General features: G+C 75.9%; 18 protein-coding genes. 12 read left to right on the top strand and 6 right to left on the bottom strand.

From position 1 onward, the window contains the following. The first annotated feature begins 2 nt into the window (after positions 1-2). The 3 genes from FHX36_RS04480 (at position 3) to FHX36_RS04470 (ending at position 3,072) form a co-directional block, all read left to right on the top strand. Positions 3-1,715 carry an MFS transporter gene (locus FHX36_RS04480; protein WP_183513532.1) on the top strand — a complete coding sequence of 571 codons (1,713 nt, stop codon included), beginning with the start codon at positions 3-5 and terminating at the stop codon, positions 1,713-1,715. A gap of 68 nt (positions 1,716-1,783) precedes the next feature. Further along, on the top strand, positions 1,784-2,239 hold the full coding sequence (locus FHX36_RS04475; RefSeq protein ID WP_110553924.1) for a hypothetical protein: 456 nt from the start codon (positions 1,784-1,786) through the stop codon (positions 2,237-2,239). Further along, entirely contained in the window at positions 2,239-3,072 is an 834-nt protein-coding gene (locus FHX36_RS04470) for a CmcJ/NvfI family oxidoreductase (RefSeq protein WP_110553925.1), read from the top strand. The genes FHX36_RS04475 and FHX36_RS04470 overlap by 1 nt, the downstream gene beginning before the upstream one ends. 7 nt (positions 3,073-3,079) lie before the next feature. On the opposite strand, the gene FHX36_RS04465 is transcribed toward FHX36_RS04470, so the two are convergent. From FHX36_RS04465 to FHX36_RS04455, 3 genes are all read right to left on the bottom strand, one after another. After that, on the bottom strand, positions 3,080-4,555 hold the full coding sequence (locus tag FHX36_RS04465; RefSeq protein WP_110553926.1) for an FAD-dependent oxidoreductase: 1,476 nt from the start codon (positions 4,553-4,555) through the stop codon (positions 3,080-3,082). A 101-nt stretch (positions 4,556-4,656) separates the two neighbouring features. Next, entirely contained in the window at positions 4,657-5,403 is a 747-nt protein-coding gene (locus FHX36_RS04460; protein ID WP_183513531.1) for a M15 family metallopeptidase, read from the bottom strand. A gap of 104 nt (positions 5,404-5,507) precedes the next feature. Next, entirely contained in the window at positions 5,508-5,810 is a 303-nt protein-coding gene (locus tag FHX36_RS04455) for a GNAT family N-acetyltransferase (RefSeq protein WP_221202767.1), read from the bottom strand. A gap of 157 nt (positions 5,811-5,967) precedes the next feature. Here FHX36_RS04455 and FHX36_RS04450 point away from each other — a divergent pair, with 157 nt between their 5' ends. The 4 genes from FHX36_RS04450 (at position 5,968) to FHX36_RS04435 (ending at position 10,928) form a co-directional block, all read left to right on the top strand. After that, entirely contained in the window at positions 5,968-6,678 is a 711-nt protein-coding gene (locus FHX36_RS04450) for a hypothetical protein (RefSeq protein WP_183513530.1), read from the top strand. Then, entirely contained in the window at positions 6,675-7,514 is an 840-nt protein-coding gene (locus FHX36_RS04445) for an NAD(P)H-binding protein (protein WP_110551925.1), read from the top strand. The genes FHX36_RS04450 and FHX36_RS04445 overlap by 4 nt, the downstream gene beginning before the upstream one ends. Before the next feature lie 127 nt (positions 7,515-7,641). Next, the gene (locus FHX36_RS04440; protein WP_110551926.1) at positions 7,642-8,622 is read left to right on the top strand and encodes an NADPH:quinone reductase; all 981 of its coding nucleotides are present in this window, start codon (positions 7,642-7,644) and stop codon (positions 8,620-8,622) included. A 176-nt stretch (positions 8,623-8,798) separates the two neighbouring features. After that, positions 8,799-10,928, top strand: a complete 2,130-nt coding sequence (locus tag FHX36_RS04435) for an MMPL family transporter (RefSeq protein ID WP_110551927.1) — start codon at positions 8,799-8,801, stop codon at positions 10,926-10,928. Between the two features lie 3 nt (positions 10,929-10,931). On the opposite strand, the gene FHX36_RS04430 is transcribed toward FHX36_RS04435, so the two are convergent. After that, entirely contained in the window at positions 10,932-11,672 is a 741-nt protein-coding gene (locus FHX36_RS04430) for an SDR family oxidoreductase (RefSeq protein WP_110551928.1), read from the bottom strand. A gap of 123 nt (positions 11,673-11,795) precedes the next feature. Between FHX36_RS04430 and FHX36_RS04425 the strand changes: the two genes are divergently transcribed. From FHX36_RS04425 to helR, 3 genes are all read left to right on the top strand, one after another. After that, entirely contained in the window at positions 11,796-12,641 is an 846-nt protein-coding gene (locus FHX36_RS04425; protein WP_110551937.1) for a helix-turn-helix domain-containing protein, read from the top strand. Positions 12,642-12,712: 71 nt separating this feature from the next. Continuing rightward, positions 12,713-13,807, top strand: coding sequence for an epoxide hydrolase family protein (locus FHX36_RS04420; protein WP_110551938.1), 1,095 nt, complete (start codon positions 12,713-12,715; stop codon positions 13,805-13,807). Between the two features lie 107 nt (positions 13,808-13,914). Then, entirely contained in the window at positions 13,915-16,065 is a 2,151-nt protein-coding gene (gene helR / locus FHX36_RS04415) for an RNA polymerase recycling motor ATPase HelR (RefSeq protein WP_110551929.1), read from the top strand. A gap of 42 nt (positions 16,066-16,107) precedes the next feature. Here helR and FHX36_RS04410 read toward each other — a convergent pair whose 3' ends face one another. Further along, entirely contained in the window at positions 16,108-17,331 is a 1,224-nt protein-coding gene (locus FHX36_RS04410; RefSeq protein WP_181428740.1) for a right-handed parallel beta-helix repeat-containing protein, read from the bottom strand. Between the two features lie 477 nt (positions 17,332-17,808). On the opposite strand from FHX36_RS04410, the gene FHX36_RS04405 reads away from it, so the two are divergent. After that, positions 17,809-18,012: a cold-shock protein gene (locus FHX36_RS04405; protein WP_110551931.1), complete on the top strand. Its 204-nt coding sequence runs from the start codon at positions 17,809-17,811 to the stop codon at positions 18,010-18,012. A gap of 61 nt (positions 18,013-18,073) precedes the next feature. Here FHX36_RS04405 and FHX36_RS04400 read toward each other — a convergent pair whose 3' ends face one another. Further along, entirely contained in the window at positions 18,074-19,303 is a 1,230-nt protein-coding gene (locus FHX36_RS04400) for a saccharopine dehydrogenase family protein (RefSeq protein ID WP_110551932.1), read from the bottom strand. An 83-nt stretch (positions 19,304-19,386) separates the two neighbouring features. Here FHX36_RS04400 and FHX36_RS04395 point away from each other — a divergent pair, with 83 nt between their 5' ends. Then, on the top strand, positions 19,387-19,782 hold the full coding sequence (locus tag FHX36_RS04395; RefSeq protein ID WP_110551933.1) for a VOC family protein: 396 nt from the start codon (positions 19,387-19,389) through the stop codon (positions 19,780-19,782). Position 19,783: the final 1 nt, after the last annotated feature.

Genomic DNA, 19,783 nt, shown 5'->3' with positions numbered 1-19,783 from the left:
CCGTGCCCGAGCCGACGTCCAGGGCGCGGACCGCCGTCGGCGTGCGCGGCCCCTACCGCCAGGCGTGGGCCTCGGTGACCCGCAACCGCAACCTCCGGCTCGCGCAGGCGTCGTCCCTGTCGGCCTGGACCGGCGAGTTCCTGTTCCTCTCCGCGATGACGGTCTACGCCTTCGACCAGGACGGCGCCGCCGGGGTGGGGCTGGTCGGCTTCCTGCGGGTGCTGCCGGCGACGCTGGCGCTCCCCTGGCTGGGCGCGCTGGCCGACCGGGTGTCCCGCCGGGGGCTGCTGGTGGCCGCCTGCACGCTGCGCGCGGTCACCGCGGCCGGCGCCGCGGCGGCCGTCGCCCAGCCGACGGTGGTCTACGCGCTGCTCACCCTCTCGACCGTCTGCCATGCCGCCTACCGGCCGGTGCTCGCCGCGCTGTTCCCCACGCTGTGCACCACCCCGGAGGAGCTCACCGGGGTCAACGCCGTGCGGGCCGTGCTCGACGGCGCGGCCGCCCTGGTCGGCCCCCTGGCCGCGGCCGCGCTGCTCGCGGCGTACGACCCGGCGGCCGCCTTCCTCGCGGTCGGCCTGCTCGCCGGCGTCGCCGGCGTGCTGGCTGCCGGCCTGCGGTACGAGTCCCCGCGCCCGGTCGCGACCGACGCGGGGGCCGGACCGGGCGGCGTGGTCGCGGACGTGGTCGACGGGCTGGCCGAGCTGCGCCGCCGTCCCCGGGCGCTCGACGTGATCGTGCTGGGCGGCGCGCAGTGCCTGGTGCGCGGCGCGCTCACCGTGCTGGCCGTGGTGGTGGCCGTGGAGGTGACCGACCTGGGGCGGCCCGGCGTCGGCCTGCTCTGGGCCGCGTTCGGGGTGGGTGGGTTCGCCGCGGCCATCGCCTCGATCGGCGCGGCGGGCAGCGCCCGGCTCGGCACCCTCTTCGGGCTCGGGATCGCCCTGTGGGGCCTCCCGGTGGTGCTGATCGGCGTGCTCACGGGCAGCCCGGTGGCGGTCGGCGCCTTCGTCGTCATCGGCGCCGCCAACGCGGTCGTCGACGTCGCCGGGTTCACCCTGCTCCAGCGGCTCGTCCCCGACCAGACCCTGGCGCGGGTGCTCGCCCTGACCGAGGCGGCGTTCTCCCTCGCCCTGGCGCTCGGCTCGCTGGCCGTCCCGTTCGTCCTCTCCGCGCTCGGCGGCACCGGCGCGCTCGTCGCGACCGGCTGCCTCCTGCCGCTGGTGGTCCTGGTGCGGTGGACCGGGCTCCGGGCCATCGACGCCGACATCGGGGTGCGCAAGGACCGGATCGTGCTGCTGCGCCGGGTCGCCATGCTGCGGCTCCTGCCGGTCCCGGCGATCGAGAGCCTGGCGCTGCGCCTGCGCGAGTCGCACGTGCCGGCGCAGACCGACGTGTTCGCCCGGGGCGACCTGGGCGACGCGTTCTACGTCATCCGGTCCGGCCGGGTGGCGGTGCTCGACGACGGCGTCGAGATCCGCCGGCTGGGCCCCGGTGACTCCTTCGGCGAGATCGCGCTGCTGCGCGCGGTCCCCCGGACGGCGACCGTGCGTGCGCTCGAGGACACCGACCTGGTCGTCCTCAGCGGCCCGGAGTTCGTCGCGGCGGTCACCGGCTCCACCGCCACCTCCTCGACGGCCGAGCAGCGGGTGAGCGGCTACCTGTCCGAGGACCGGCAGCGGCACGCCGGCGCACCGAGGGCCGACCCCGATCGCGGCTGAGGCCCACGGACGGCGGGAACGTCGCCCTGACCTCGTCCCCGCCCCGCGCGCACGCCAGGATGGGCCGCATGACCACCCGACCGCCGTCCCCCCGTGCTGGGACCGTCCTCGTCTCCGGGCTGGCGACCGCCGCCTACTACGCCACCCCCGACGTCATCGCCTCCCGCACCGCTCGGGCCTGGGCCAAGACCGGCATCGTCGCCGTCTCGCTCGTCGCGGCCGCACCGGAGCTGCGGGCGGCGTGGGCCGCCGCGCGCCGCCGGCCCGAGGTCGACGGCGAGCCGCTGCCCTCGATCGACGTCCGGTCGCTGCCCGCCGGGAAGAAGGCCGTGCTGCTCGGGTCGGCAACCGCCGCGCTGGTCCTGGCCGTCCGCGGCGCGGTCGCCGCGGAGCGGTCGGTGTTCCGCCGCGGGGAACGGCGGGCGGCCGCGGGCAAGCGGCTGCCGCACACCGGCCCGGCGCTGCTGTACGGGGCGCTGACGACCGCGCTCTGGTGGCTCCCGGCCCCGGCGGAGGAGGGCTGATGGGCTCACCGGTCCGGGTGGAGCTGACCTTCCTCGACCCGGGGACGACCCCGCTGCGGCAGTTCATCGCCCCCGGCGCCCGGGTGTCCACCGAGCGCAGCGTGCAGCACCCGGTCGACGTCCGCGACGGCCGGCCGGTGCAGGGCACCTTCGCCCTCGACGTCCAGGGCTTCGAGGTGGTCGACCACCGCAGCGCGGTCACCGACTTCACCGACCAGGGCCAGCTGGAGCAGGTCTACGTCGACGAGGTGTGCCGGTTCGTGCAGCAGCGGCTGGGCGCCGACCAGGTGCTCTCGCGCGGCTGGGAGCTGCGCCGCTCGGTCGCCCCGGCCGAGCACGGGGCGCAGCCGCCGGCCGGCGGGGTGCACGTCGACTACGCCCCCGACCACGTGCCGGGCATGGTCACGCGGGCCTACCGACGGCACTTCCCGGACGGTCCCGGGTACCGACGGGCCGTCGTCACCAGCACCTGGCGGGTGTTCAGCCCGCCGCCGCAGGACTGGCCGCTGGCGCTGTGCGACGCCCGCACCGTCGCCGCGGACGACGGCGCACCGGTGACCACGTGGTTCGTCGACGAGCTGCCGGCCGACCCCGCCGGCCCGGTCGACCACCTGAAGCCGGTCGGCAGCAGCTGGAAGGTGCACCACCGCCCGGAGCAGCAGTGGTGGTACTTCCCCGGGATGACGCGGGACGAGGTGCTGCTGATCAAGCTGGGCGACACCGACCGCGGCGGGGCGTGGTCGGCGCCGCACACCGCGTTCCCCGACCCCGCCGGTCAGGGCGGCGTGCCCCGGCACAGCATCGAGTTCCGCACCTTCGCCTACTTCGGCTGACCGACCCTCAGCCCGCCGGGACGCGTGCGGCAGCCGGCCGCAGGTGCGCGCCCTGGCGGAGCAGTTCCTGCTGCACCAGCCCGACGTCCACCGCGGCGGTCGTCGTGCCGGTGGCGACGGCGAGGGCGGCGGCGACCCCGGCGGCCTGCCCGGTCATCCAGCACTGCGGGATCTCCCGCATGAAGGCCTGCGTCGCCGGGTCGCTGGCCACGTGCCGGCCGGCGGCGAGCACGTTGTCCAGGTCCCGTGCCACCAGCGCGCCGTAGGGCACCGAGATGTTGGCGTACTTCTGCGACGGTGACGGCGAGACGCCGATCTCGTCCGGGTGGACGACGGCCTCCATCCACTCCGCGCGGCTCATCTTGTGCCGGCCGATCAGCCGGCGGGTGTGCCGGATGCCGAGCTGCGGCGCCGACAGCATCAGCCAGGCGCGCTCGAAGCCGGGAGCGTGCGCGCGGAAGAACTCCAGGTGCGCCAGCATCCGCCGCCGCGACTCGAGCTCGACCGCGGTGAGGTCGGCGACCTTGAGGCCGCTGTAGCCGGACAGCCGCGGCCCGAGGAACACCGCCACGTCGTCGCGCCAGCCCACGAACGGCCGCTCCACGTAGCCCAGCTCCTGGCGCGCCAGCGCCATCAGCGCGGTGTGCCCGGCGGGATCGGTCCGGCGGAACTCCAGCCAGCGGCCGAAGTCGATGCCGGCCCACATCCAGCTGGTGTTCAGGCAGTGCGCCACGGGGCTCTCGTCGCTGTCGACGTCGGACTCGAAGGGCACCCCCGCGCCGGCGCAGACGTCGAGGTCGCCGGTGGCGTCGATGACCACCTTCGCCAGGATGGCGCGCCGGCCCTCCTTGCTCTCGAACAGCACGCCGCGGACGGTGCGGCCCTCGACGAGCGTGCCGACCACCCAGGAGTGCAGCACCAGCGTGACGCCCTCGGCGTGCACCAGCTCGGCGGAGACCGTCTTCAGCCACTCGGGGTCGATCATCGGCGACCAGGTCACCGTCTCCCGGGCCGCCCCGAGGCGCTCGCGCCAGTGCTCGACGTGCACCGGGTCGGTGGAGCCCCACAGCTCGCGCGGCGCACCGGCGACGGCGTCGGCGGGCAGCCGGTCGAGGATCTCGCCGGCGAACCCGGAGATCACCGGGAACCCGGTCCAGTCGGTCATCCGGTCGATCCAGATCACCAGGCCGCCGGTGGACAGGCCACCGAGGTGGTTGTACCGCTCGACGAGCGTGACCCGGGCGCCGGCCCGGGCGGCGGCGATCGCCGCGGCGCACCCCGCCGGCCCGCCGCCGACGACCAGGACGTCGGTCTCGGCGTAGACGACCGTGTCCCGGGCTGGCTCGTGCACCGTGCCCAGGTCGACCGGGGCCGCGGGCTCCTCCAGGTGCAGCGTGCCGTCGGTCGAGTAGCCCTCCTCCCGACCCGGGTGGTACTCCCCTTCCCCGAGGTTGCCGCTGAACCCTGCGCCGCCGACCGTCATGCGTCATCGCCCCTTCGCCCCGCTCCGGCCTCCCACACTCACCGACGCCCGGGCCGAGCGCCACCGCACTTCCGCCGCGCGGTGGCTGCGCCGCCGGGTCGTCAGCGGTGGGCCCCGGCGACCTGCATCCGCGGGTCCTGCGTGGGGTCGTCGTACATCTCCGGGCAGCCCTCGCCGATCGCCTCCGGGCGCAGCTCGTAGTGCCAGGGCTCGTTGCCGTAGACCTGGCACAGCCCGTGCGCGGCGCCGTGCTGGGACAGCCAGCTCATCGCGTCCGTGGGACCGACGTCGACCGCCTCCCCCGAGACGTGCGCGGAGGTCTCCGGGGTGGCGACCCACCGCGCGGCCTCCTCCGCCGTCCCGTGCTCGGCGACCGCCTCGCGGAGCAGCTGCTCCTGGTACTGCGCGGACCGCCAGCCGCTGGTGACCGAGAACGTCACACCGTCGTCCGCGGCGGCCGCGGCCGCCCGGCGCAGCGCCTCGAGCAGGGCCGGGTCGAGCGCGGCCACCCCTGGGCGCTCGTCGTCGACCGTCGCGCCGCCCGGGAGCAGGCCGTCGGCCTCGTCGATGGTCCGGCCGTCGCGGGGCAGCACCCCGGGCGGCGGGTCGGCGGGCGGCGGCGCGGCTCCCGGGGAGCCGGCTGCGGGGGCAGCGTCCGGCGGGACGGCGCTCAGGGTCGCGGCGGTAGCCGTCGACCCGGCCCCCGGCGACCCGGTCAGCGGCGACGGTCCCGCCAGCGACCGGAGGCCCAGCACGGCGACGGCCGCGGCGAGCACCACCAGCAACCCCGCGGCCACGGCCCGCGGCGCTCGGCGGGTGGCCGGTCGTGCTCCTCTGCTCCCGTTCATGCGGCGAGTGAAGGCGCCGTCGTGTCGCCCGGGCGTTCGCGGTTCCCCTTACGCCCGCCACATCCGCCGGCTCGTACCCTCCGCCGTCCGGCTGCTCCCGCGGCTCAGCCGGTCGAGGCCGTGATGGTCGTCCGCGAGCGGTACTCCAGGTCGCCGTAGCCCTCGCTGTGCCGCTGCATCCAGCCGGCCACGAAGGGGCACAGCGGCAGCACCTTGGAGCCCTGCCGCCGCACGTCGTCCAGCGCCTGGTGCACGAGCTGCGAGGCGATCCCGCGTCCCTCGTGCCCGGGGAGGACCTCGGTGTGCGTGAAGACGACCAGGTCCGGGGTCGCGATGTACTCCGCGATCGCGGCCAGCTGCCCGTCGACCCGCCCCTCGTACCGGTGCTGCTCCGCGGCGTCCGTCACCGTCACCTGCACGGCCGGCCCCTCTCCTGGACTCGTCGACACCGGAGGAGTAGACCCCAGCGGGTGGGCTCCTGACCACTCCGCCCGGACGGGCGGGAACCGCGGGACGGAGCCGGACCGTTCCCCAGGGGCCGACACCGCCCGGACGAGGAGCCGCATGACCACCCCCCTGCCCACCGGCGCCGTCGTCGCCCTCGAGCTGGAGGACGACGAGGACCTGTCGTGGCTGCTCTCGCTGGACCCCACGGTGCTCGCGGTCCTCGGCGGCACGCTGGTCGTGCTCCTGCTGCTCGCCGCGCTCGCCGGGTGGCTGGTGCTGCGGCGGGTCCGCCGCAGCCCGCTGGTGGCCCGGAGCCGGGAGCTCGCCCAGCGCGGCCGGGAGCTGGGCTCGCAGGGGGCCACGGCCGTCGCGGCCCGCCGCCTGCCGCCGGGCCACCGGCGCGCCGCCGCCGAGCTCCAGCTGGAGGTGGCCCGGACCCGGGACGGGCTGCGCCGCCAGCTGGACGGCGCCCGGGCCGCGGGGGCCCACCTCGGTGACGTTCCCGACGTGGTGCCGCACCTGGAGGCCGAGGGACGCCGGCTCGAGCAGCGGTTGCGGCAGCGGGCGCTCGACACCGGCCCGGCCGACGGTGCCGACCTGGAGTCGGAGGTCCAGGCGCACCTGGCCACGGTCGCCGACGTCTGCGACGCGCTGCGCCAGGCCGAGCGGGTGGCCTCCCGGGCCGCCCGGCCGGCCACCGACGTCACCGATGCGGTCTCCGCGCTGCGCGCGCACACCAGCGCCTACGAGGAGCTCACCGCGCCGTCCGCTCCCCCGCTGCCCGGGCTCCCGCCGGGCGGGCGCCGGAGCACGGGCGGGCCGTCGTGAGCCGCGTCCTGCTGACCGGGGTCCGGGGCAAGACCGGCGCGCCGCTGGCGGAGCTGCTGGTGGCCCGGACCGGCGTCGAGGTGCTCGGCGGCAGCAGCGACCCGGCCACGGTCGACGCCGCGGGCGTGCGGCCGACCCCGTTCTCCTGGGACGACCCGGCCGGCTGGCCCGCGGCGACCGACGGCGTCGACGCGGTGTACGTCGTCCGGCCGGACCGCGCCGACGCGCCCGAGCTGATCGGCGCGCTGCTCGACGCGACGGCGCCCGACACGCACGTCGTCCTGCTGTCCGAGCGCGACGCCGACCAGGTGGGCCCCGACGGGTGGGCGGTGCGGGCCGAGGACGTCGTCCGCGGCAGCGGGCGGAGCTGGACGGTGCTGCGGCCGAGCTGGTTCATGCAGGTGTTCACCGACCCGCGCTTCTACCTCGGCCGGCTCCGCGACGGTGGCGACCTGCCGTTCGTGAGCGGGGGCGCGAGCGTCGCCTGGATCGACGCGCGGGACATCGCCGCGGTGGCCGAGCGGGCGCTGCTCGACCGGGGGCTGGCCGGGCAGGTGCTCGAGCTCTCCGGCCCGGGGTCGCTGACCCTGCCGCGCACGGCGGAGCTGCTCGCGGCCGCCACCCGGCGACCGGTGGTGCACCGCGAGGTGTCGGTGGACGAGGCCGTGGCCGGGACCGAGGGCTTTGAGCGGGAGCTGTCCGTGCTCACGTTCGAGCGGGTGCGGGCCGGCGTCTTCGCGCCGGTGACCGGCACGGTGGAGCGGGTGACCGGGCGGCCGGCGCGGTCGCTGGAGACCTTCCTCGCCGACCACGAGGCGGTGCTGCGGCCGGCCTGACGCGCTCGGCGCGCGTCCCGGCACGGTCCAGCGCGCCGATCAGCTGCCGGCGGTCGTCCTTGCGCGGCTCCATGGTGGAGCGTATTCCTAGGAAGCATCTTCCGACGTCTCACATCCTGGAGCTCCGATGCGCGCAGCCGTGTACGACCGCCAGGGCCCGGCCCACGACGTCCTGCACGTCGAGGACCTGCCCGCCCCCGTACCGGCCGCCGGGGAGGTGCGGGTCCGGGTCCGCCTCTCCGGCGTCAACCCCGGGGACACCAAGAAGCGTCGCGGCTGGCTCGGCTCCGCCATGCCCCACCCGCAGGTGGTCCCGCACAGCGACGCCGCCGGGGTCGTCGACGCCGTCGGCGAGGGGGTCGACCGCGCTCGGATCGGCCGGCGCGTGTGGGTGTACGGCGCGCAGTCCTACCGGGCCGCCGGCACCGCCGCGCAGTTCACCGTGGTGCCCGAGGCGCTCGCCGTCGACCTGCCCGACGGGGTGACCGACGAGCTGGGCGCCTGCCTGGGCATCCCCGGCATCACCGCGCACCGGGCGGTCTTCGGCGACGGCCCGGTCACCGGGGCGACCGTGCTGGTGCACGGGGTGCTGGGCGGCGTCGGCGCGCTCGCCGCCCAGCTGGCCCGCTGGGGTGGGGCGACGGTCATCGGCACGGTCCGCCGCGGCCGCGACCTGCCCGCTGCGGAGGCGGCCGGCGTCGTCCACGCCGTCGCCCTCGACGGGCCGGACCCGGCTGCGGCCGTCCGGGCGGTCGCGCCCGACGGCGTCGACCGGGTCGTGGAGGTGTCCTTCTCCGCCAACGCCGACCTGGACGCCGCGGTGAGCCGGGTCGGCACGGTGATCGCCGCCTACGCCACCGGGGAGGACCGGCCCGCCTTCCCGTTCTGGCCGATGCTCTTCGACAACGTGACGATCCGGCTGCTCGGCAGCGACGACTTCCCCGTCGCCGCCAAGCGGCAGGCCGCCGCCGACCTCACCGCGGCGGCGGCCGCCGGCGCGCTGCGCGTGCCGACCGCCGTCCCGTTCCCGCTGGCTGCGATCGCCGACGCGCACGAGCGGGTCGACGCCGGGAGCCGGGAGCGCGTCCTCGTCGACGTCGACGCCTGACCTCCGGTCACCGCGGGCGAGCACATGATCACGGGCCGGAGGCCCGTGCCGTCGGGCGTGGGAGCGCTCTACCGATCGCGCGAAAAGGCGGTGACGAGACCGCCCGGTCTCGCTAGCGTCCCCGCCGCACCCGTCGCCGTCCGGGTCTGCCGACCCGGCTCTCCCTGGGGGTCCCCATGGGCAGGTCGTTCGCGTCCCGCGTCAGCCATCCGCGCCTGAAGTGGGTGGTGCTGGTCTTCTGGCTGGTGGTGGCCGCCGCGTCGGCGCCGCTGGCCGGTGGCCTCACCGACGAGCAGGAGAACGACATCGCGGCGTGGTTGCCGTCGGACGCGGAGTCGACCCGCGCCCTGCAGCTGCAGACCGAGCTGGGGTCGGACCCCGACCTCATCCCGGCCGTGGTCGTCTACGAGCGGAGCGGGGGGCTGACCGAGGCCGACACCGCGGCGGTCACCGACGACGTGGCGGAGTTCGGGCAGCTCGAGGCCCTCGACGGCACCGTCACCGGACCGATCCCCGCCGAGGACGGCGAGGCCGTCCAGCTGATCGTCCCGCTCAACGTCGGCGACGACGGCTGGGAGCAGATCGCCCCGCTCGTCGACGACATCCGCGCCGAGGCCTCGGACGGCCCCGACGGCCTGTCCGCCTACGTGACCGGCCCGGCGGGCAGCGCCGCCGACTCGGCGGAGGCCTTCGAGGGGATCGACGGCACGCTGCTGTTCGCGGCGCTGGGCGTCGTCGTCCTCATCCTGCTGATCACCTACCGCAGCCCGGTGCTGTGGGTGCTGCCGATCTTCTCCGCGGTCATCGCCCTGTTCGTCTCGCAGGCGGTCATCTACCTGCTGGCCCGCTACGCCGACCTCACGGTCAACGCGCAGAGCGCGAGCATCCTGACCGTGCTGGTCGTCGGGGCCGGCACCGACTACGCCCTCCTCCTGGTCGCGCGGTACCGGGAGGAGCTGCGGCTGCACACCGACCGGCACGAGGCGATGACCGAGGCGGTGCACCGGGCCGGCCCCGCCGTGCTCGCGAGCGGCGGCACGGTCGTGCTCGGCATGCTGTGCCTGGTCGTCGCGGAGATGAACTCCACCGCCGGGCTGGGCCCGGTGGCCGCGATCGGCGTCGCCGTCACCCTGATGGTGCTGATGACGTTGCTGCCCGCGCTGCTGGTGATCTGCGGCCGGTGGGTCTTCTGGCCGGTGCGCCCCACCTTCGGCAGCGCCGAGCCCAGCGCGACCGGGATCTGGGCCCGGGTGGGTGCCCGGATCAAGCCTCGGCCGCGGGCCACCTGGGTCGTCACCGGGGCGCTGCTGCTGGTGGCCTGCGCCGGGGTGCTGCTGCTCTCCCCCAACGGGCTGACCCAGGCGGAGGGCTTCCGGGGCACCCCCGAGTCGATCGAGGGCGAGCGGGTGGCGGCCCAGCACTTCCCGGCCGTCGCGGGCAACTCCGTCTACGTCGTCACCACGGCCGACTCCGTCGCCGAGGTGGCCGACACGACCGCCGCGACCCGGGGCATCGCCGAGGCCGGCGAGCCGCAGGTGGTCGGCGACCGGGCGCTCATCGAGGCCTCGCTGGCCGACCCCTTCGACAGCCCCGCGGCCTACAGCACCATCGAGCGGCTGCGGACGACGCTGGACGACGCCGGCGACGGCGAGGCGCTGGTCGGCGGCAACACCGCGCTGAACCTCGACGTCCAGGACGCCGCCCAGCGGGACAACGTGGTGATCATCCCGCTGATCATGCTCGTCGTCCTGGTGGTGCTCGGCCTGCTGCTCCGGGCGCTGGTCGCACCGGTGATCCTGATCGCCACCGTGGTGCTGTCCTTCGGCGCCGCCCTGGGGCTCAGCGCGCTGATCTTCGACTGGACCATCGGGGTCACCGCGACCGACAGCTCGTTCCCGCTGTTCGTGTTCGTGTTCCTCGTCGCCCTGGGCATCGACTACAACATCTTCCTGATGACCCGGGTGCGGGAGGAGGCGGCCGACCACGGCACCCGCCGGGCCGCGCTGATCGGGCTGGCGGCCACCGGGGGCGTCATCACCTCGGCCGGGTGCGTGCTGGCGGCGACGTTCGCGGTGCTCGGCACGCTGCCGCTGACGTTCCTGACCCAGCTGGGCATCGCGGTGGCGCTCGGCGTGCTGCTGGACACGATCATCGTGCGCTCGGTGCTGGTCACCGCCCTCACCCTGGACGTCGGCCGGCACATGTGGTGGCCCAGCCGGCTCGCCGGCCGGCCCGACGAGGCGGAGCCGCCGGTCGGCGAGGGCAGCCCGGTCGCCAGCGGGTCCGGGGCCTCGGCGCAGAGCTGAGGGTCAGCGCTGCGCGGCCGGCCGGATGACGATCTCGTTGACGTCCACCTCGGCCGGCTGCGCCAACGCGAAGGAGATCGCGCCGGCCACGGCGTCGGCGGGGATGGCCTGTGCCCGGTAGGTGCGCATCGCCTCCTGCGCGACCGGGTCGGAGATGCTCTCCGCGAGCTCCGAGGTGGTCACCCCCGGGGAGATGGTGGTGACCCGGATGCTCGGGTCGGCCTCCTGCCGCAGCCCCTCGGTGATCGCCCAGGCGGCGTACTTGGTGCCGCAGTAGACCGCCGCCGTCGGCGACACCGCGTGCGCGCCGATCGAGGCCAGGGTGACGACGTGGCCGCTGCCCTGCCGCTGGAAGTGCGGCAGCACCGCGGCGATGCCGTGCAGCAGACCGCGCACGTTGACGTCGATCATCCGGTCCCACTCCTCGACGAGCAGGGCGTCCAGCCGGGACAGCGGCATCACCCCGGCGTTGGCGACCAGGACGTCGACCCGGCCGTGCCGGTCGACGACGCCGTCGACCGCCGCGGCGACGGCGGCGCGGTCGGTGACGTCGAGCGCCAGCGGTTCGACCCGGCCGCCGGTCTTCGCGCACTCGGCGGCCAGCGCCTCCAGGTGCCCGGTGCGGCGGGCGGCCGCGACGACGACGTGCCCCTCCCCGGCGAGCCGGCGGGTGGTGGCGGCGCCGATGCCGCTGCTGGCGCCGGTGACGAGGACGACCCGGGGGCTGGACGGTGTGCTGGTCATGGCTGCTCCTCCATCGGTGGGGTGCTCCCACCGTCGGCCGGCCGCCCGGTCGCTGGGGTGCCGCGGTCCTCCTGGGTGTGCCGCACCCACCCGGGCCGGTGCCGCGGGACCTACGGTCAGGGCATGTCCTCTGGTGAGCTGGGCGCCTTCCTGCGGGCCCACCGCGCGCTGGTCACGCCCGCCCAGGTGGCCCTGGCGCCGGGGCACGGGCGCCGGGTGCCGGGCCTGCGCCGCGAGGAGGTGGCGCTGCTGGCCGGGGTGAGCGTCGACTACTACGTCCGGCTCGAGCAGGGCCGCGAGCGGCACCCGTCGGTGCAGGTGCTGGACGCGCTCAGCGGCGTGCTGCTGCTGGACGACGACGCCCGGCTGCACCTCTACCGGCTGGCCGACGTCGCACCCCTGCCGGCGGTGGACACCTCGCCCGAGCGGGTCGACCCCGACCTGCTCCGGCTGATGGAGGCCTGGCCGGACAACCCGGCGCTGGTGCTCGGCCGCAGCTACGACGTGCTGGCCGGCAACCGCCTGGGCGCGGCGCTGTTCGCCCCGCTCACCCACTCGGGCAACCTGCTGCTCAACGTGTTCCTGGACCCCGCCGCGCGCACGTTCTACGCGGACTGGTCGCGCGCGGCGGTCAACACCGTCGCCGGGTTCCGGCTGCAGCACGGCGCCCGGCCGGGCGACCCGCGTGCCCGGCACCTGGTGCGGCACCTGACCCAGCAGAGCCCCGACTTCGCCCGGATCTGGGCGCGGCAGGAGGCACGCGGCAAGAGCGCCGAGGAGAAGACGTTCCTGCACCCCGGCGTCGGCCGGGTGACCCTGCGGATGCAGACCCTCGACGTCCGCAGCGCGCCCGGGCAGCAGCTCGTCGTCTACCTGGCCGAGCCGGGCTCGAGCGACTCCGACGCCCTCCGGCTGCTGGGCTCCCTCGCTGCCGAGCGGGACCAGGCGCAGGAGCTGCCCGAGCACTGAGGCCACCGCGTCGTCGCAGGTCGGACGTCCGGTCTGGTCACCGTCGGGGGCGGGAGGGCACGATGGCCGCCATGATCGACAGCGCGCCCGAACCCGTGCCGCAGGAGGTCCTGGACGACCTGCGCGACCGCCTCCGCCGGTACCGCCCCGTGCCGGTGGCGGCGACCCTGCGGGACGAGCACGGGGTCGACCCCGCGGAGCTCGCCGACCTGCTCGCCGCCTGGGCGGAGGAGTACGACTGGCGACCGCACGAGGAGCGCATCCGGTCGCTGCCCTGGGTGCTCACCTCGACCGACCGGGGGCCGCTGCGCCTGGTGCACCGCCGCTCCCCCGCCCCCGACGCCGTCCCCGTCGTGCTGCTGCACGGCTGGCCGGACTCCGTGCTCCGGTTCGAGCGGGTGCTGCCGCTGCTGGCCGGCCAGCACGTCGTCGTCCCGGCGCTGCCGGGCTACCCGTTCGCCGCTCCGGTGCCCGACGGCGGCCTCAGCTCGGCGGAGATGGCGGAGGCGGTCGCCCAGGCGATGACCGAGCTGGGGTACGACCGCTACGTCGTGTCGGCCGGCGACGTGGGCTGCGACGTGGCGGAGGCGCTGGCGGCCGAGCACTCGGACGCGGTCGCGGCGCTCCACCTCACCGACGTGTCGCAGTACCACTTCCTCGCGGCCCTGCCCGACGACCTCAGCGGCACCGAGCAGGCCTACGTCGAGCACGGCCGGCGGTGGCAGGAGGCGGAGGGCGGCTACATGCACGAGCAGAAGACCAAGCCGCGGACCCTCGCCGTCGGGCTCGGTGACTCCCCCGCCGGGCTGGCCGCCTGGCTGCTGGAGAAGTACACGTCCTGGACCGACCACGGTGGCCGGCTGGACCGGGTGTTCTCCCGCGACGAGCTGCTGACCTGGATCACCGCGTACTGGGTCAGCGGGGCCATCGGCACGTCGTTCACCCCGTACGCGCACAGCTCGGTGCCCGGCCGGCAGCCGGTGGCGCCGACCGTCGTCACGGTCTTCCCCCGCGACCTGGTCAACGCGCCCCGGGAGTTCGCCGCCCGCGTCTTCGACGTCCGGGGCTGGCACGAGGAGCCCGCCGGTGGTCACTTCGCCGCCTGGGAGCAGCCCGAGGCGTACGCGGCAGGGCTGGCCGAGGCGGTGGCGCTGGCCCGCGGCTGACGACCTCTCCGCCCACTCGAACGTATAGCGCACCGGGGGCCTTGCGGCAAGCCCCCCGGTGGCCCCCACACTCATCGCCCGTGGCCCTGACCTGCGGAGATGACATCGTGAGCCGTTCCACCACCACTGCCTTCGACCTCCCCGACCACCTCGCCGCCAAGGCCGACCCGGCGCTCGTCGCCGGCGACGAGCAGCACTTCGCGGCCATCGCGCAGACGCTGGCCGAGTCGATCGCCGACCTCACCGACCGGCTGGACGCCGAGCGCCGGGCACCCGGCGGCACCGGCCAGGCCGCCCTGGACCGCGACCTGGAGGTGCACCGGCTCGCCGCCCGGCTGCGGACGCTGCGCCGGTTCGGCCTGGACCTCTGCCTCGGCCGGATCGTCGCGGCCGACGGCGCGGAGCCGGTGTACGTCGGGCGGCTCGGGCTCACCGACCGCACCGGCCGCCGGCTGCTGCTCGACTGGCGCTCCCCCGCCGCCGAGCCGTTCTTCGGCGCGACCCACGCCGACCCGATGGGCCTGGCCAGCCGCCGCCGGTACCGCTGGACCCGGGGCCGGGTCACCGACTACTGGGACGAGGTGTTCACCGCCGACGGGCTGGCGGGCCACGCGGCGCTGGACGACCAGTCCGCCTTCATCGCCAGCCTGGGCGCCCACCGGTCGGCGCGGATGCGCGACGTGCTGGGCACCATCCAGGCCGACCAGGACGCCGTCATCCGGGCCGGCTCGGACGGCGCGCTGGTCGTCGACGGCGGCCCCGGCACGGGCAAGACCGTCGTCGCCCTGCACCGCACCGCCTACCTGCTCTACGCCGACCCGCGGCTGGGCCACCGCCGGGGTGGCGTGCTGTTCGTCGGCCCGCACCAGCCCTACCTCGCCTACGTCGCCGACGTCCTGCCCAGCCTCGGCGAGGAGGGCGTGCGGACCTGCACGCTGCGCGACCTGGTGCCCGAGGGCGCGACCGCCGTGGTCGAGCGCGACCCGGAGGTGGCCCGGCTGAAGTCGTCGGCGGAGATGGTGACGGCGATCGAGGCGGCCGTCCGGTTCCACGAGGAGCCGCCCGCCCGCGGCACGGTCGTCGCCACCCCGTGGGCCGACGTCCGGCTGGGCCCGGACGACTGGGCGGAGGCGTTCGCGGCGGCCGAGCCCGGCACCCCGCACAACGAGGCCCGCGAGCAGGTGTGGGAGGCGCTGCTGGGCATCCTGGTCGACGCGCACGACACCGAGGAGGCCTCCCCCGACGAGGTGCGCGCCGCGCTGCGCCGGGACGGGGAGCTGCGCGCCGTGCTCGACCGGACCTGGCCGTTGCTGGAGGCCGCCGACGTCATCGGCGACCTGTGGTCGGTGCCCGCCTACCTGCGGCACTGCGCCCCGTGGCTGAGCGCCGCCGACGTCCGCACCCTGCAGCGGCCCGACCCGCGTGCCTGGACGACGGCGGACCTGCCGCTGCTGGACGCCGCCCGGCAGCGGCTCGGGGACGCCAAGGCCGCCCGGCGGACGCGCCGGCAGGCCGTCGTGTCCGCCGCCGAGCGGGCGCGGATGGCCGACGTCATCGACGAGCTGATCGCGACCGACGACTCCGAGCTGCTGCTGATGACCACCCTGCGGCACGAGGACCTCCGCGACGCCCTGGTCGACCCGGACGCGCTGCCGACCGCCGAGCCCGACCAGCTGGCCGGCCCGTTCGCGCACGTCGTGGTGGACGAGGCGCAGGAGCTGACCGACGCGGAGTGGCAGGTGCTGCGGCTCCGCTGCCCGTCCGGGAGCTTCACCGTCGTCGGGGACCGCGCCCAGGCCCGGCACGGGTTCACCGAGTCGTGGCCGGAGCGGCTGGAGCGGGTGGGGCTGCGCCGGGTCACCGTGGCCTCGCTGGGGATCAACTACCGGACGCCGGCGGAGGTGATGGCCGAGGCCGAGCCGGTCATCCGGGCCGTGCTGCCCGACGCCAACGTGCCGACCTCCGTCCGCAGCACCGGCGTCCCGGTGGTGCACGGGCCGGTCTCCGAGCTGCGTCCGATCCTCGACCGCTGGCTCGCCGAGCACGACGAGGGCACCGCCTGCGTCATCGGCGACCCGGCGTTCCCGGCGACGTCCCGGGTCCGGTCGCTGACCCCCGAGCTCGCCAAGGGGCTGGAGTTCGACCTGGTCGTGCTGGTCGACCCCGAGGCGTTCGGCAGCGGCATCGAGGGGGCGGTCGACCGCTACGTCGCGATGACCCGGGCGACCCAGCGGCTCGTCGTCCTGACCAGCTCCTGACGGCCGGTGCCGGAGACTCCTCGGGCGTCTCCGGCGCACGGGTCAGGAGCCGCAGATCGAGGCCGGGATGCTGGTGGTGCAGGTGTTGCCGCGGACCGACACGTCGGCGCCGACCGGCGGGAACTGGGCGTCCAGGGGCGGCGGCCAGCCGCGCAGGACGTCGACCGGGCTGTTCCCGGTGATGGTGTTGCCCCGCACCTGCACCGCGGTGACCGGGCCGGGGTCGGCGCCCGACTGGTCGTTGAACGGCGGCAGGGTCAGCAGTGCGACCCCCGCGGCGGGGAACTGCAGCGTCGCGGGGTCCACGGCCGGGCGGTTGTCCCGGATCCGGTTGTCGTGGATGCCCACGTGGTCGGCGTTGACCACGGCCACGCCGGTGCCCGAGACCCGCAGTGCCCCCTCGACCTCACCGATCCCGGCGAGGCAGAAGCGGTCGTTGGCCGACGACTCGTTCGACCGGATCGTCCAGTCCCCGCCCTCGATCTCCCGGGAGGTGTCGGGGACCTCGGTGGCGGCGTCGTCGAAGACGAGCACGCCGACGCAGTTGCCGGCCACGTAGTTGTTCCTGATCTGGCCGACGCGCGATTCGCGGGCGAAGACGCCGATGTTGTAGCCCTGGACGTCGTTGGCCACGATGTCGGCGTACGCCTCGTCGGAGTCGGTGGAGCCGATGCCGGCGGTCCCGCTGTCGGGCTGGTCCGGCGTGCCCCGGTCGACGCCCTCCTCGATGTTCCGCTGGATCCGGACGTGGGTCGAGTCGGCCGCCAGGACGCCGTAGCGGTCGTGCCCGTGCCCCTTCGTCTTGTAGACGCGGAAGCCGTCGGCGCCCCAGGCGGCGATCCCGTTGGCCGGGTGGTGCCAGGTCGACAGGTGGCTCACGTCGACCGGGCCGTCGGGGTCCAGGAAGAAGATGCCGGAGACGTCGTCGGCCAGCGTGCCGGGGACGCTCTGCGGGTCCGCGTCGTCCTGCGCTTCCCAGCAGGCGTTCGACTCGACGTCGGGGAGGTCGGCCGTCGTCGACCACTCCGGCCAGACGATGCGCGTCGCGTCCCGACCGGCACCGTCGATGGTCAGGCCCTTGCCCGCGACGCAGACGGCTTCCTGGTAGGTCCCCGCCTCGATCCGGATCGTGTCCCCGGACGCCGCCCGGTCGACGGCGGCCTGGATCGACTCGCCGGGGTGGACCACCCAGGTCCGGCTCCCGCCACCCGCCCACGCCGCCGTGCCCGGCAGGGCGGTGAACAGCACGACCAGCGAGGTCGTCACCGCCAGCCGTCGCCCTCCCCCGCCGCGTCGTCCCCCTCGTCCTGCGCTGACGTGGTGCATGGGCCCTCCCTGGTCGAGGCGTGCTCACGGACCTGCTGGGTGCCGTCCGGGCCGGCGCTGGTCGGGCCCGGCGGCCGGTGCGCCCCCGCCACCATGGGAGGGCGGTGCGGGGACGCGCGAGGGGCCCCGGGTGTTTCCATGCCGGGGTCGCGCGCCCGCCCCCGACCTCGGTCGCGGGTCCGCTCCGGCTGGTCATCCGCGCCCCGGATCGTCCACCGGACCTCGCGCGGAGCGGGTTCCCGCCCCCGGGCGCGGTCGGCAGGGTAGGGTCCTGCTCGGTCGCTGTTGCGCCTCTGCTTCGTTCACGGACGTCCGCAGTCGTCTCTGCCTGACGTTCCTCTCGGTCCTGCCGGTCGGTGCGGCGACCCGGTTCCGGGCTCTTCCGGTCCCGACACCCCAGCACGGAAGAAGATCAACATGGCTCAGGGCACTGTGAAGTGGTTCAACGCGGAGAAGGGCTTCGGCTTCATCGCCCAGGACGGCGGCGGCGCTGACGTCTTCTGCCACTACTCCGCCATCGGCGGCGACGGCTACAAGTCCCTCGACGAGGGCCAGCAGGTCGAGTTCGACGTCACGCAGGGCCAGAAGGGCCCGCAGGCGGAGAACGTCCGCGTCCTCTGACGTGATCGACGGAGGGCCGTGACGCACCGCGTCACGGCCCTTCGTCATGTCCGGGCCCGGATCAGGCGGGCTGTACCTCGTAGGTGTGCCCGGCCGCGCGCAGCCGCTCGACCAGCACGTCGCCGAGCGCGGTGGCCGGGGTCAGCGACCCGGCGCGGTCGGGCAGCCGGTCGCCGTCCAGGGCGAGCGCCAGGGCCGTCTCGCCGAGCATCACCGCGGTCGCCGCGTACCCCGGGTCGCCCCGGCCGGCCGCGGTGGCCCGGTAGCGCCGGCCGTCCTCGGTGCCGGCGTCGACGACCGAGCGGAACCACCCCTTCTCCCGCACCGCGGCGCTCGGGCCGCTGCCCGGGGCCGGCAGCAGCCGGTCCAGGACGGCGCGGGTGGGCGGGAACGACATCGCGCCGAAGACCCCGGCCAGCGCGGCGGTGACCCCGACGGCGGTCGCCGCGCCCTGCGGCCCCCGGCCGGCGCCCATCACCTCGCCGTAGCTCAGCGACCGGCCGTACCGCCACCCCTGCAGGGCGTTGCTGCGCCGGACGACGCGGGTGTTGAACGGCGCCATGACGAACGGCGCGGTCCACCGGCCGTCCGGGGTGCGTGCCGGTGGGGCAGCGTCCCGCGGCTGCCGGGTGCCCGGCTCGGCGGCCCGGTCGGGGCTCAGCGCGAACGGGTCGGCGAGCACCCGGCGCAGGGTGCGGTCGCGGCCGACGGCCTCGGCCTGGGCGCGGGCGGAGTCGATCGTGCCGCCGCTGAAGCCGCCCCGCGCCGTGGCCACGAGGCGGACGTCGGTGAGCCCGCCCGCACCGTCGGCGGCAGCCCGGTCGGCGAGCAGCATGGTCGCCAGGTCGGACGGGACGGAGTCGTACCCGCAGGCGTGCACGATGCGGGCGCCGGTCTCCCTGGCGACGGTGTCGCACCGGTCGATCGCCTCCCGGACGAACAGCACCTCGCCGCTGAGGTCGGCGTAGTGCGTGCCGGCGCGGGCGCAGGCCTCGACCACCGGCAGCCCGTAGCGGAGGTAGGGGCCGACCGTCGTCACCAGCACCCGGGTCTGCGCGGCGAGGGCGGCCAGCGACGCGGGGTCGTCGGAGTCCGCCGCCAGCACCGGCCACTCCCGGGCGGCGCCGGGGAGCCCGTCGCGGACCGCCGCCACGCGCTCGCGGGACCGGCCGGCGAGCGCGATCCGGGTGGCGGTGGGCGCGTGCTCGGCCAGGTGGGCGGCGAGCAGCCGCCCGACGAAGCCGCTGGCGCCGTAGACGACCAGGTCGTGGGTCCGCTCGTCCGCTGTCATCCGGTCATCCTCACCCGGCGGCCGGCGGACCTCCACCGCTGCCGCCTCTTCCCAGACGGCGCGCGGGTCCGTAGAAGTGCGTCATGGACATGAAGCTCGAGCTCGTCCCGGTGCCGGTGACCGACGTGGACCGCGCCAAGGCCTTCTACGTCGACCAGCTGGGGTTCGTCGCCGACGTCGACGTCCGGCCGACCGAGGGCATGCGGGTGGTCCAGCTGACTCCCCCGGGCTCGGCCTGCTCGCTGGTCATCGGCACCGGGATGCCCGGCATCTCCGACACCGCGCCCGGCTCGGTGCGCGGGCTGCACCTGGTCGTCGCCGACATCGAGCGGTCCCGCGCCGAGCTCGTCGGCCGGGGCGTCGAGGTCGGCGAGGTGCAGGACGTCGGCGGCAGGGTCCGGTACGCCTGGTTCAGCGACCCGGACGGCAACACCCTCACCCTGCAGGAGATGCCCTGGCGCACCGGCGACGCGTTCTGAG

Source organism: Modestobacter versicolor (assembly GCF_014195485.1).
Taxonomy (GTDB): domain Bacteria; phylum Actinomycetota; class Actinomycetes; order Mycobacteriales; family Geodermatophilaceae; genus Modestobacter; species Modestobacter versicolor.
This window is presented reverse-complemented; position numbering and strand designations above follow the sequence as displayed.

Bases quoted from the DNA above. Each gene is read 5' to 3' on its own strand.
- FHX36_RS04475 (WP_110553924.1), top strand. From the start codon at position 1,784: ATGACCACCCGACCGCCGTCCCCCCGTGCTGGGACCGTCCTCGTCTCC.
- FHX36_RS04470 (WP_110553925.1), top strand. From the start codon at position 2,239: ATGGGCTCACCGGTCCGGGTGGAGCTGACCTTCCTCGACCCGGGGACG.
- FHX36_RS04465 (WP_110553926.1), bottom strand. From the start codon at position 4,555: ATGACGGTCGGCGGCGCAGGGTTCAGCGGCAACCTCGGGGAAGGGGAG.
- FHX36_RS04460 (WP_183513531.1), bottom strand. From the start codon at position 5,403: ATGAACGGGAGCAGAGGAGCACGACCGGCCACCCGCCGAGCGCCGCGG.
- FHX36_RS04450 (WP_183513530.1), top strand. From the start codon at position 5,968: ATGACCACCCCCCTGCCCACCGGCGCCGTCGTCGCCCTCGAGCTGGAG.
- FHX36_RS04440 (WP_110551926.1), top strand. From the start codon at position 7,642: ATGCGCGCAGCCGTGTACGACCGCCAGGGCCCGGCCCACGACGTCCTG.
- FHX36_RS04435 (WP_110551927.1), top strand. From the start codon at position 8,799: ATGGGCAGGTCGTTCGCGTCCCGCGTCAGCCATCCGCGCCTGAAGTGG.
- FHX36_RS04430 (WP_110551928.1), bottom strand. From the start codon at position 11,672: ATGACCAGCACACCGTCCAGCCCCCGGGTCGTCCTCGTCACCGGCGCC.
- FHX36_RS04425 (WP_110551937.1), top strand. From the start codon at position 11,796: ATGTCCTCTGGTGAGCTGGGCGCCTTCCTGCGGGCCCACCGCGCGCTG.
- FHX36_RS04420 (WP_110551938.1), top strand. From the start codon at position 12,713: ATGATCGACAGCGCGCCCGAACCCGTGCCGCAGGAGGTCCTGGACGAC.
- FHX36_RS04405 (WP_110551931.1), top strand. From the start codon at position 17,809: ATGGCTCAGGGCACTGTGAAGTGGTTCAACGCGGAGAAGGGCTTCGGC.
- FHX36_RS04400 (WP_110551932.1), bottom strand. From the start codon at position 19,303: ATGACAGCGGACGAGCGGACCCACGACCTGGTCGTCTACGGCGCCAGC.
- FHX36_RS04395 (WP_110551933.1), top strand. From the start codon at position 19,387: ATGGACATGAAGCTCGAGCTCGTCCCGGTGCCGGTGACCGACGTGGAC.